Consider the following 12,171-nt stretch of genomic DNA (forward strand, 5'->3'; position numbering starts at 1 on the left):
AAGATTTGGTCAGGTGACTTCCATCGAACGATGGCCATAAATGGCTGGAATTGTCGTGGGATGCCAACGCTCGCGACCCCCCGAGGAGGTTCCGCCCTTGCCCCTGCCGATGCGATCCGCCCGTCTCGCCTGCCTCTTGGCGGCTGTCCTCGCGCTTGGATCGGCCCCGGTGCTTTCCCAGGAAAAGAGCGGCGAGCCCGTCGCCGCCGCACCGGACAGCCAGACGACCTCGGTCGCGGCGGAAAACCAGACCAAGGCATCTGAGGCGGGCGAGTGGCAAACGTCGTCGTCGCTGATCGGCCCGTCGAAATATTCCGCCGACTTCAAGCACTATGACTACGTCAATCCCGATGCACCGAAGGGCGGCACGCTCAATTCCGTCGCCATCGGCTCCTTCGACAGCCTCAACCCCTTCGTCGTGCGCGGCACGCCGGCGGCGGGTCTCGCCGTCTTCGGCGGCGGCATCCTTTATGACACCCTGATGGAGCAGTCGCCCGACGAGCCGGGAACGGCCCATGCGATGATCGCCGAGGCGATGCGCCATCCGGCCGACTTTTCCTCCGTCACCTTCCGGCTGAACCCGAAGGCGCGCTGGCACGATGGCGAACCGATCACCGTCGAGGACGTGATCTGGAGCTTCGAGACCCTGACGAAGCTGCACCCCCAGTGGTCGGCCTATTACAAGAACGTCACCAAGGCCGAGAAGACCGGCGAAGGGGAAGTCACCTTCACATTCGATCAGGCGAACAATCGCGAGCTGCCCAACATCATGGGCGATCTCACGGTCCTGCCGAAACATTGGTGGGAGGGCACCGGCGCCGACGGAAAACCGCGCGACATCGGCGAGCCGTCGCTGGAAAAGCCGCTCGGCTCGGGTCCCTACAGGGTCGGCTCGGTCTCTACCGGCAAGTCGATCGAATGGGAGCGTGTTCCCGACTATTGGGGCGCCGACAACCCGACCCGCGTCGGCCGCTACAATTACGACACCATCCGCTATGTCTATCTGCGTGATGCCAACGCGGCATGGGAGGCCTTCAAGAAGGGCGGGCTCGATGACTGGCGGCTTGAGAACATCTCCCGGCGCTGGGCCGAGGGCTATGATTTCCCGGCGGTCAAGAACGGCCAAGTGATCCGCAAGACCATCGACAACGGCCAGGTGCAGTCGATGCAGGCCTATGTGTTCAACAACCGACTGCCGAAATTCCGGGACAGGCGGGTGCGCAAGGCGCTGACGCTGGCCTATAATTTCGAGGAGATGAACCGCACGCTGTTCTTCGGCCTGTATCAGCGCATGGACAGCTATTTCGACAACAGCGAATTGTCCGCGACCGGGCTGCCGGACGAGCGCGAATTGAAGTATCTGGAGCCCCTGAAGGGCCAGATTCCCGACGAGGTCTTCACCGAGGAGTTCACCCTGCCGATCTACGGCGACGCGGCCTCGGCGCGCAATTATCTGCGCGAGGCGCTCGGCCTTCTCAAGGAGGCCGGCTACGAGCTCGAGGGCACGACCCTCGTCGATGCCGAAACGGGCGAGCCCTTCACCATCGAGTTTCTCGGCAACGACCCGGCCGACAACCGGGTACTCGAGCCCTTCGCGCGCCAATTGAAGCGTCTCGGCATCCAGACGAACGTCCGCATCGTCGACACCAACCAGTATATCGAGCGGATGAACAATTTCGAGTTCGAGGCCGTCGGCATGCGCTATCCGGGCCAGTCGCTGTCGCCCGGCAACGAGCAGCGCGACTTCTGGAGCACGGTCGCCGCCGACGCGCCCGGCAGCCGCAACTATGCCGGCATCAAGAACCCGGCGATCGACCAGCTCATCAACGACATCGTCTATGCGCCGAGCCGGGAGGATCTGGTCGCGGCCACGCGCGCCCTCGATCGGGTCATGCTCTGGGAATATTACGTCGTGCCGCAATGGTACAAATCCGAGGACTGGCTGGCCTATTGGGACAAGTTCGGCATGCCCGAGAAGCAGCCGGAATATTCCGGCATCGATTCCTTTTCCTGGTGGATCAAGGCCGCCGAGAAAGACACGGCCTCGGCGAACTGATGGCGACCGCGCTGAGCCACCTTACCCGTCGCCGCTTCGGTCAACTCGCGCTGGCCGCCGGCGCAACGGCCGCGTTGCCGCGAACGCCCTTCGCCGAGGTGGCGACGGACACGCCGCTGCATGGCCTGTCGGCCTTCGGCGAGCTGAAATACGGTCCCGATTTCAGCCATTTCGATTACGCCAATCCCGAGGCGCCGCAGGGCGGCCAGATGAATCTCGCCGTGTCGAACTGGACACTCAACCAGTCGCCGATGACCTTCGACACACTGAATACCTTCGTGCTGCAAGGCAACGCGCCGCCGCGCATGGAGAGTCTTTACGACGCGCTGATGGTCGCCTCGCTCGACGAGCCGGACGCGATCTACTGCGCGCTAGCCGAGAGCGTCGCGGTCTCGAAAGACCGCAATGCCTTCACCTTCAAGCTCCGGCCGGAGGCGAAATTCTCGACTGGCGAGCCGGTAACCGCCGACGACGTCGTCTTCACCTACGAGACGCTGAAGGAGGTTGGCCATCCCAGCCTGCAAGTCGTGCTGCGGGCGGTGAGCGAGATCACCGCCGAGGACGCGCGGACGGTCCGGATCGGCTTTTCCGGCGATCAGAGCTATCAGGACGCATTGAACGCCTTCGGCATCCCGATCGTCCCGCGCGCATTCTTCGAGGATAAGGAATTCGACCGAGTGAGCGGCGAGACGATTCCCGGCAGCGGCCGCTTCGCGATCGCCCGCTCCGAATTCGGCCGCTTCATCGAATATCGCAAGCGCGAGGATTATTGGGCGAAGGATCTGCCCTTCGCCAGGGGCCTCGACCACTTCGACATGCTGCGGATCGATTTCTTCCGCGACCGGCAGCCGGCGCTGGAAGCGTTCAAGAAGGGCATCATCACCTTCCGCGAGGAGTTCACCACCAAGGATTGGGCGACGGAGTACGATTTTCCGGCGGTGGCGAGCGGCGCGGTGGTGAAACGCGAATTTCCTGGCGAGGAACGGCCGAAATTCCAGTGCTGGGCGCTCAATCAGCGGCGGACGCGCTTCGCCGACAGCCGGGTGCGCCACGCGATCAACATGTGTTTCGACTTCGAATGGACCAACGCCAACCTGTTGTTCGGTCAACGCATCCATTCCGATTCTCCCTTCCAGGGCTCTGAATTCGTCGCCGAAGGCCAGCCGTCGGAGGCGGAGCTCGCCCTCTTGGGACCGCTGCGGGGCGACATCCCGGACGCGGTTTTCGGCGAGGTCTGGGTCCAGCCGGTCAGCGACGGCAGTGGCCGCGATCGCGTGATGCTGCGCGAGGCGACCCGGCTCCTTGGCGAGGCTGGCTGGACGCGCCGGGGCAACCGGCTGGTGAACGAGGCGGGCGAGCCGTTTCGCCTGGAGTTCCTGACCCAGGGCCAGGAACAGCAGCGCGTCTATGCCAAATTCATGGAAACCCTGCGCGTGATCGGAATCGATGCCTCGACGCGGCTCGTCGACGCCGCTCAATATCAGGATCGGGTGAACCGCTTCGATTTCGACATGATTCTCGCCGCCTTCAGCCTCGGCGCCACGCCGACCCGCGAGAGCCTGTCGCTGTTCTTCAGCAGCGACGCGGCGGACCGCTCCGGCGCCTACAACTATCCCGGCATGACGAGCAAGGCGGTGGATACGCTGCTGGCGAAGGCCGGCTCGGCCAACAGCCGCGCCGATCTGGTGACGGCGATGCGCGCCCTCGACCGGGTGCTGCGCTGGCGCCTCGACTGGCTGCCGAACATCAGCTCGAACGTCCACCGCGCCGCTTTCTGGAACATCTTCGGCTTCAAGGACACCAAGCCGGATTACGGCTGGCCGGTGGAAAGCCTGTGGTGGTTCGACAAGGACAAGGCCAGGGCGATCGGCCGCGCGTGAGAATTCCGGCCCGTCGCGCCGCGGCCGGGCCGCGTTTTGCGATCCCCGCAAGGCGGGCTATCAAGACCGACGACGTCGTCCGTTCGCGAATCGGCCGGCTCGCCTGACATCTCGGAGACGATTCCCCGCACATGGGCGCCTATATTCTTCGCCGTATCCTGCTGATGATCCCGACGCTGATCGGCATCATGGCGATTTCCTTCGCCGTCATCCAGTTCGCCCCCGGCGGTCCGGTCGAACAGGTCATCGCCAGCCTGCAGGGCGAGGCGGGCGGCGCCACCGACCGCGTTTCGGGCGGCGGCGGCGATTTCGGCAGCGGTCAGGGTGGCGGTGAGAATTCCGGCTATCGCGGCGCCCAAGGCCTCGATCCGGAGTTCATCGCCCGGCTGGAAAAACAATTCGGCTTCGACAAGCCGCCGCTGGAACGCTTCGGCAAGATGCTGTGGGACTATAGCCGCTTCGATTTCGGCGAGAGCTATTTCCGGTCGATCTCGGTCCTCGATCTGATTCTGGAAAAGATGCCGGTATCGATCTCGCTCGGCATCTGGATCACGCTTCTGTCCTATCTGATCTCGATCCCGCTCGGCATCCGCAAGGCCTTGAAGGACGGCTCGGCCTTCGATGTCTGGACGTCGGGTGTCGTCATCGTCGCCTATGCGATCCCCGGCTTCCTGTTCGCCGTCATCCTGATCGTGCTGTTCGCCGGCGGCTCCTTCTACGACTGGTTTCCGCTGCGCGGCCTGCTGTCGGATGGCGTGCGCGGCGACTGGTGCGCGCCGTGGTCGCCGGCCTTCGATCTGCCGAACTGCGTCACCCGGACGGTCCCTGACTATTTCTGGCATCTGACGCTGCCGCTGATCGCGATGTCGCTGTCGGCTTTCGCGACGACGACACTGCTCACCAAAAACTCGTTCCTCGACGAGATCCGCAAGCAATATGTGACGACGGCGCGGGCCAAGGGGCTGTCGGAGCGGCGCGTGCTTTACGGCCACGTCTTCCGCAATGCCATGCTGATCATCGTCGCCGGCTTTCCCGGCGCGTTCATCTCGGCCTTCTTCGCCGGCTCGCTGCTGATCGAGACGATCTTCTCGCTCGACGGTCTCGGCCTGCTGGGTTTTGAATCGATCTACAAGCGCGACTACCCGGTGGTTTTCGCGACGCTCTATATCTTTTCGCTGATCGGACTGGTGACGACGCTGATCTCCGACCTCACCTACACCTGGATCGATCCCCGCATCGACTTCGAAAAGCGGGAGGTCTGATATGGATGACACCCTGCGCGAGCGCGTCGAGGACGACACGACCGGAAGCGCGACCGAGGCCGCCCGCATCGCCGAACAGGAGATCAGCGGCATCGCGCAAATGGCGCCGGAGGCGGAATTCGTCCGGCGTCCGCGCCTGTCGCCGCTGAACCAGCGGCGGTGGCAGAACTTCAAGGCGAACCGGCGCGGCTACTGGTCGCTGTGGATTTTCGCCTTTCTGTTCATCGTCACGCTGTTCGCCGAGTTCGTCGCCAACGACAAGCCGCTGCTGGTCGAATACAAGGGTGAGTTCTACTATCCGGTCGTGGTCGACTACCCGGAGGAGGTGTTCGGCGGCTTCCTGCCGGTGACCAACTATCGCGACCCCTTCGTGCAGGACGAGATCGCGGCCAATGGCTGGGCGGTCTGGCCGCCGATCCGCTATTCCTACCAGAGCGTCAACAACGAGATTCCGACACCGGCGCCCTCCGCGCCCTCCTGGACCGTCTCGAAGGAGGAGCGCTGCCAGCGCTATCCTCTCGGCGCCGACGATCCCAATTGCAGCTTCGGCAACATGAACTGGCTCGGCACCGACGATCAGGCGCGGGACGTCGCCGCGCGGCTGATCTACGGCTTCCGGATCTCGGTGCTGTTCGGCCTGATCCTCACCGCCGCCTCGGCGGTCATCGGCGTCGCGGCCGGCGCCGTCCAGGGCTATTTCGGCGGCTGGATCGACCTTCTGTTCCAGCGCTTCATCGAAATCTGGTCGTCGATCCCGGTGCTCTACCTCCTGCTGATCATCGCCGCGATCCTGCCGCCCGGCTTCTGGGTCCTGCTGGGGATCATGCTTTTGTTCTCCTGGGTCGCCTTCGTCGGCGTTGTGCGGGCGGAATTCCTGCGCGCCCGCAATTTCGAATATGTGAACGCGGCGCGGGCGCTCGGGGTCGGCGACTGGACGATCATCACCCGCCATCTCCTGCCCAACGCCATGGTGGCGACCCTCACCTTCCTGCCGTTCATTCTCAATGGCTCGATCACCACGCTGACCTCGCTCGACTTTCTCGGCTTCGGCCTGCCGCCGGGTTCGCCCTCGCTCGGCGAACTGCTGGCCCAAGGCAAGAACAACCTGCAGGCGCCATGGCTCGGCTTTTCCGGCTTCCTCGTGATATCCTTGATGCTCTCGCTGCTGGTCTTCGTCGGCGAGGCGGTGCGCGACGCCTTCGATCCGCGCAAGAGTTTCGGGTGAGCCATGAGCGAGCTTAAGCGCATCGTCATCGAGGATTATCCGGCGGATCGGCTGCCGGCCGACGTCCGCCAGGACATCGATCCAAGCCACAGGGTGCGGGTGACGGTGGAGGATGGACAGCGGGAACATCAGATTGATCGAGTATCGCGATGAAGAGGTTCAGGCTTTCTTGCGAAGTGTCCATGCGCGTAATGGCATGGTCGTCAGCAGCGAGCGAACGCTCGCGGAAGCGTTGGTGCTTCCGATCAAGGACCGGGATCATGAACTTGTCGCCCACTGTGAAGATTTCCTGTCGACAGGAGATGGCATCGTCATCGCCCCCGTAAATCGCACCGTTCTGAAAAGATGCGCCGAACTGCGCGCAGAGTTCGGTGGCCGGACACCGGACGCGATACACGTCGCATCCGCGATCGAAGCCGAATGCCAATATTTCCTCACGGCCGATCGACGAATTCGAGCCCCAACGACATTGGAAATGCTGGACATCGGCACACTGCCAGATTGGAACACCTTACCTTGAGCCACGACCACGACCACTCGCACGGCTTCACCGGCCACGCCGCCGGCGCCAACGAGACACGGATAGGCATCGCCGCCTTTCTGACCGGCCTGTTCATGGTCGCCGAAATTGTCGGCGGCCTCGTCTCCGGGTCGCTCGCACTGCTCGCCGACGCCGGACACATGCTGACTGACTTCGCCGCACTCGGCCTCGGCTGGTTCGCCTTCCGGCTGTCGAGGCGGCCCAGCGATCGTCAACGGACTTTCGGCTACGACCGGTTCGAGGTGCTGGTCGCCTTCGTCAACGGCCTGACGCTGTTCGCCATTGCCGGATTCATCGTCTACGAGGCGGTGGACCGTCTGCGCTCGCCCGGCGAAGTCCTTGGCGGGACGATGCTGATCGTCGCGATCGCCGGGCTGATCGTCAACATCGTCGTCTTCGCGATCCTGCATGGCGCCGATCGCGACAATCTCAACATTCGCGGCGCGGTGCTGCATGTTCTAGGCGACATGCTCGGCTCGGTCGCCGCGATCGTCGCGGCGGTCGTCATCCTCGCCACAGGCTGGACGCCGATCGATCCGATCCTGTCGGTGCTGGTCGCTGCGCTCATCCTCGTCTCGGCCTGGCGCCTCGTGCGCGACGCCGGCCACGTACTGCTCGAAGGCACCCCCGGCGGCCTGGACGTAACGGATGTCGAGGCCCATCTCGTCGGCAAGGTCGCGGGCCTGCGCGAAATCCACCACGTCCATGCCTGGTCGATCACGCCGGAGCGGCGCATGGCTACGCTGCACGCCTGCATCGAGGACGAGGCGGACGGTACCGTGGTGACACGGTCGATCAAGGCAGAGCTGAAGCAGCACTTTGCCGTCGGCCATGCCACCGTCGAGATCGAACATGATTGCTGCGCGGACGACGGGCACAACGAGGCTGCCAATGCTGGCACGACCGGCCAGCGCCGCGACCGCGGACGATGTCACCAGGCCCAGCCGTCGACGCCCACGGCCACCGCCGCCACCGTAAAGTCCCGCAAGGATCAATCCGCTTGAGCCCGATCACCGCCGCAACCGCCGCTCCCCGCGACCCGCTGTTGTCCGTGGAGAATCTCTCCGTCGCCTTCCATCAGGGCGGCAAGACGCAGATCGCCGTCGACGACGTCTCGTTTTCGATCGGCAAGGGCGAGACGCTGGCACTGGTCGGCGAGTCCGGCTCCGGCAAGTCGGTCTCGGCTCTGTCGATCCTCAAGCTCTTGCCCTACCCCTCCGCCAGCCACCCCGGCGGCGCCGTGATGTTCGACGGCGAGAACCTCATCGACGATGACGAGCGCGATCTGAGGCGCGTGCGCGGCAACCGCATCTCGATGATCTTCCAAGAGCCGATGTCCTCGCTCAATCCGCTGCACACGATCGAGCGACAGATCGGGGAGATCCTGAAAGTCCATCGCGGCCTGCGCGACGACACGGCGCGCGGGCGCACGCTGGAGCTCATGCGCCAGGTCGGCATCCGCGATCCGGAAAAGCGGCTCGGCGCCTATCCGCACCAATTGTCCGGCGGCCAGCGCCAGCGCGTGATGATTGCCATGGCGCTCGCCAACGAGCCGGATCTGCTGATCGCCGACGAACCGACCACGGCGCTCGACGTCACGGTGCAGGCGCAGATTCTGGAGCTGTTGAAGAACCTTCAGGCCGAGCGGCGCATGGCAATGCTGTTCATTACCCATGACCTCGGCATCGTCCGCAAGATCGCCGATCGGGTCTGCGTGATGTATCAGGGCAAGATCGTCGAGGAGGGGCCGACCGAGCGGATTTTCGCCGATCCCCAGCACGCCTACACGAAACATCTTCTCGCCGCCGAACCGAAGGGCCGACCGCCCGCCGCCAACGCCAACGCGCCGGTGGTGATGGAAGCCGACAACCTCAAGGTCTGGTTTCCGATCAGGACCGGCTTCTTCCGCCGCACCACCGACCATGTGAAGGCCGTCGACGGCATCGACATCACCGTCCGCGCCGGCCAGACCGTCGGCGTCGTCGGCGAATCGGGTTCCGGCAAGACGACGCTTGGTCTGGCCCTTTCCCGGATGATCTCGTCGCAAGGCGAGATCCGCTTCGAGGGGGAGCGCATCGACGAACGCTCGTTCAGGGCGATGAAGCCGCTGCGCGAGAAGCTCCAGATCGTCTTCCAGGATCCCTATGGCTCGCTGTCGCCGCGCATGAGCATTGCCGACATCGTCGCCGAGGGCCTGGCGATCCACGAGAAGCGCCTAACGGCGAGTGAACGCGACACCCGCGTCGTCGGCGCGCTGAACGAAGTCGGGCTCGACCCGGCGACCCGTTTCCGGTTTCCGCACGAATTTTCCGGCGGTCAGCGCCAGCGCGTCGCCATTGCGCGCGCGATGGTGCTCAACCCGCGCTTCGTCATGCTGGACGAGCCGACCTCGGCGCTCGATATGAGCGTCCAGGCACAGGTCGTCGACCTCCTGCGCGACCTGCAGAAGAAACACGATCTGGCCTATCTCTTCATCAGCCACGATCTGAAGGTCGTGCGGGCGCTCGCCAACGAGGTCATCGTCATGCGCAACGGTGTCGTCGTCGAGCGCGGCCCGGCCGAGGAAATCTTCGACCGGCCGCAGACCGATTACACCAAGGCGCTGATGGCGGCTGCCTTCGACATCGCCGCCGTGCCGACCGAGGTCCTATCCCAATGACCAAAGGCCATTACCGCGATCAGCTCGCCGACCAGCATCTGGATTTTCTGGTCGTCGAGACCAAAACCCTGCATGACGGCTTTCGGCCGCTCCAGGCGACGACGCTCCATCACGAGCGCTTCGATGGCGACGGCGAAATCGGCCCGATCCGGCGGGAATATCTCGCCACAGGCGAGGTCGTGATCGTCATTCCCTACGATCCGGCGCGGGACGCGATCGTCGTCATTCGCCAGTTCCGCGTCGCCGCCGCGCTGGTCCTCGATCTGGCGGCCGCGCTGGAACTGCCGGCCGGCCTCGTCGATCCCGGTGAGGATTGCGAGGCGGCGGCCCGGCGCGAGCTTCACGAGGAAACCGGCCTCGTCGCCAAGGCGATCGAGCGCTGCTACCGCATCCTCTCCTCGCCCGGCCTGACCACCGAGCACGCGACGATCTTTCTCGCCATCGTCGATGCGTCGGATCTCACCGAATCCGCCGGCAAGGACGACGAGCACGAGGACATCCGCCCGATCCTCGCCAAGGTCGACGACCTGATCGCCGCCGTCGACGACGGCCGCATCGAAAACGCCTTCCTGGTCGGCTGCGCCCATTGGTTCGCCCGCAAGGGGCGCGCGCGGGCGCAGGTGCTGTCCGGGACACTCGACAGAGAGGATGACGCGTCTTGACCATTCTTTTGTCCGTCACCGGCTTCGACCCGATGCGCTGGCTGGAGGCCTTGAAGGCGGCCGGCGGCGACCGCCCGATCGTGCTCGAGCCGACGACCAGCGCCGATACCGCGATCGACTACGCCGTGGTCTGGAAGCAGCCGCCGGGCCTCCTGGAGAACCTGCCGAACCTCAAGGCGATCTTTTCGCTGGGCGCCGGCGTCGACCATATTCTCGCCGATAAGCAGCTGCCGGACGTGCCGGTGGTGCGGATCGTCGCCGAGGATCTGTCGAGCCGGATGAGCGAATATATCGTCTGGCGGGTGCTCGACCATTTCCGCCGCGGCCGCGCCTATCGTAGCCAGCAGGCGCAGAAGATCTGGCACGAGCGCATGCAGCCGGCGGCCCACGAGATCACCGTCGGCTTCATGGGCTTCGGCGAGCTCGGCCAAGATGCCGCGACCAAGCTGAAACCGCTGGGCTTCAAGATCGCTGGTTGGAGCCGCACTGAAAAGAGCGTCGCGGGCGCCGAAACCTTCGCCGGGCAGGCCGGGCTCGACGGCTTTCTCGCCGCGACCGACATTCTCGTGGTGCTCCTGCCGCTGACCCCGGAAACCCGCGGCATCATCGATGCCGGCCTGTTGTCGCGACTGAAGCGGCAGACGCCGCTCGGCGGCCCGGTCGTGATCAATGCCGGCCGTGGCGGCCTGCAGAACGAAGCGGCGATCCTCGACGCGCTCGATCGGGACATCCTGTTGGAAGCCTCGCTCGACGTCTTCAACGTCGAGCCGCTGCCCGCGTCGAGCCCGCTCTGGACCCATCCGCGCGTCTTCGTCACGCCACACGCGGCGGCGGTCTCCGATCCGGACGCGCTGGCACCCGCCGTCATGCGCCAGATCGCGGCACATGAGCGCGGCGAGAAGCTGCAAGGGGTTGTGGACCGGAAAGCGGGGTACTGATTTACCAAGCCGCGCCGCTTGTGCGGCTCAGCCGCCTTTGCGATCGACCCAGGCCTGCATTTGCTGGATCTCGGCTTCCTGATCCCTGATGATGGTCTCGGCCAACGCCCGCAGTTCCGGATCCTTGCCGTATTCGAGCTCGATCTTCGCCATGTCGATCGCGCCCCGATGATGGGCGATCATGCCCCGGGCGAAATCCATATCGGCGTCACCCGTCATGCCCTCTCCCATCGCTGCCTGCATCCGGTCGTTCACGTCCATCATGGCCTTGCTGGAGGCATTTTGAGCTTGTCCGGCCGTCGGTGCGCCGTTCATCGCACCATGGTCCATCGCGCTAGGCTTGGTCGCGCTGCCGGTGCCCTGGGCGGCCGTGCCTGCCGCGAGCGCCAGAAGAAATGCGGTGGAAAGCAGAACTCGTTTCATGATCAGGTATCTCCGTGACAGGTTCGTCGAGCAGGAGCTTCGGCGACCGGGGAGCGGATGATCACGGGAGGATTACGGCGTTTGGATGGCCTGAAAATGCGGCCGGAGGTGGCCTTTTTTCCCTGAGCCCGAACGGTGAAAAGCTTTGTTTTCTCGTCGTCGATCGTTTGGCGGGAAGTGAAGCTCACTTGGATGGCGGGGGCCATCCTGCGCCGACGTCGTGAAACGGTCGAGGACCCGATCGGGATGATCGGATCCTCGGCATCTTTCTGAAAAAACTGTTTTCGAACTGGGACGACCGACGAACGCGGCCGATCATCCGGTCGGAAAGAGGATCAAAATTCCTCCCAGCTATCTTCCCGCGACACCGGCGAGACGGCGGGAGCAGCCCCGCCACGTCCGGTCGTCCGCATTTGGGCAACCGCCGGCGCAGACGATTTGCCCGTGGCTGGACCGCGCTTCCGGGTCGCGCGACTATGCGTCGACGCCGCCGAGAGCTTGGTCTTGAACCGACCGACAAGGGTT

Annotated in this window: 11 protein-coding genes; 10 read left to right on the top strand and 1 reads right to left on the bottom strand. The window is 64.5% G+C overall.

Going from position 1 to position 12,171, the window contains the following annotated elements; all coding sequences use genetic code 11:
• The first annotated feature begins 109 nt into the window (after positions 1-109).
• The 10 genes from ING15_RS12935 (at position 110) to ING15_RS12980 (ending at position 11,223) form a co-directional block, all read left to right on the top strand.
• Positions 110-2,056, top strand: a complete 1,947-nt coding sequence (locus ING15_RS12935; RefSeq protein ID WP_206455256.1) for an extracellular solute-binding protein — start codon at positions 110-112, stop codon at positions 2,054-2,056.
• Entirely contained in the window at positions 2,056-3,936 is a 1,881-nt protein-coding gene (locus tag ING15_RS12940) for an extracellular solute-binding protein (RefSeq protein ID WP_206455238.1), read from the top strand. The genes ING15_RS12935 and ING15_RS12940 overlap by 1 nt, the downstream gene beginning before the upstream one ends.
• A gap of 131 nt (positions 3,937-4,067) precedes the next feature.
• Entirely contained in the window at positions 4,068-5,198 is a 1,131-nt protein-coding gene (locus ING15_RS12945; protein WP_206455239.1) for a microcin C ABC transporter permease YejB, read from the top strand.
• A 100-nt stretch (positions 5,199-5,298) separates the two neighbouring features.
• Positions 5,299-6,423 (top strand): ABC transporter permease, encoded by a 1,125-nt coding sequence (locus ING15_RS12950; RefSeq protein WP_232845752.1) that lies wholly within the window; start codon positions 5,299-5,301, stop codon positions 6,421-6,423.
• 3 nt (positions 6,424-6,426) lie between these two features.
• A complete protein-coding gene (locus ING15_RS12955; RefSeq protein WP_206455241.1) occupies positions 6,427-6,576 on the top strand; it encodes a hypothetical protein in 150 nt (49 codons plus the stop codon).
• The gene (locus ING15_RS12960) at positions 6,557-6,943 is read left to right on the top strand and encodes a type II toxin-antitoxin system VapC family toxin (protein WP_206455242.1); all 387 of its coding nucleotides are present in this window, start codon (positions 6,557-6,559) and stop codon (positions 6,941-6,943) included. Before ING15_RS12955 ends, ING15_RS12960 begins: the two co-directional genes overlap by 20 nt.
• The gene (locus ING15_RS12965; protein WP_232845745.1) at positions 6,940-7,968 is read left to right on the top strand and encodes a cation diffusion facilitator family transporter; all 1,029 of its coding nucleotides are present in this window, start codon (positions 6,940-6,942) and stop codon (positions 7,966-7,968) included. The genes ING15_RS12960 and ING15_RS12965 overlap by 4 nt, the downstream gene beginning before the upstream one ends.
• Complete coding sequence (locus ING15_RS12970; RefSeq protein ID WP_232845746.1) at positions 7,965-9,623, top strand: ABC transporter ATP-binding protein; 1,659 nt, start codon at positions 7,965-7,967, stop codon at positions 9,621-9,623. Before ING15_RS12965 ends, ING15_RS12970 begins: the two co-directional genes overlap by 4 nt.
• Complete coding sequence (locus ING15_RS12975; RefSeq protein WP_206455245.1) at positions 9,620-10,285, top strand: NUDIX domain-containing protein; 666 nt, start codon at positions 9,620-9,622, stop codon at positions 10,283-10,285. Before ING15_RS12970 ends, ING15_RS12975 begins: the two co-directional genes overlap by 4 nt.
• 32 nt (positions 10,286-10,317) lie before the next feature.
• Entirely contained in the window at positions 10,318-11,223 is a 906-nt protein-coding gene (locus tag ING15_RS12980; RefSeq protein WP_206455257.1) for a 2-hydroxyacid dehydrogenase, read from the top strand.
• A gap of 27 nt (positions 11,224-11,250) precedes the next feature.
• On the opposite strand, the gene copM is transcribed toward ING15_RS12980, so the two are convergent.
• Positions 11,251-11,646, bottom strand: coding sequence for a CopM family metallochaperone (gene copM, locus ING15_RS12985; protein ID WP_206455246.1), 396 nt, complete (start codon positions 11,644-11,646; stop codon positions 11,251-11,253).
• Positions 11,647-12,171: the final 525 nt, after the last annotated feature.

The sequence above is a fragment of the Aurantimonas marina genome (genome assembly GCF_017183135.1).
Taxonomy (GTDB): Bacteria; Pseudomonadota; Alphaproteobacteria; order Rhizobiales; family Rhizobiaceae; genus Aurantimonas; species Aurantimonas marina.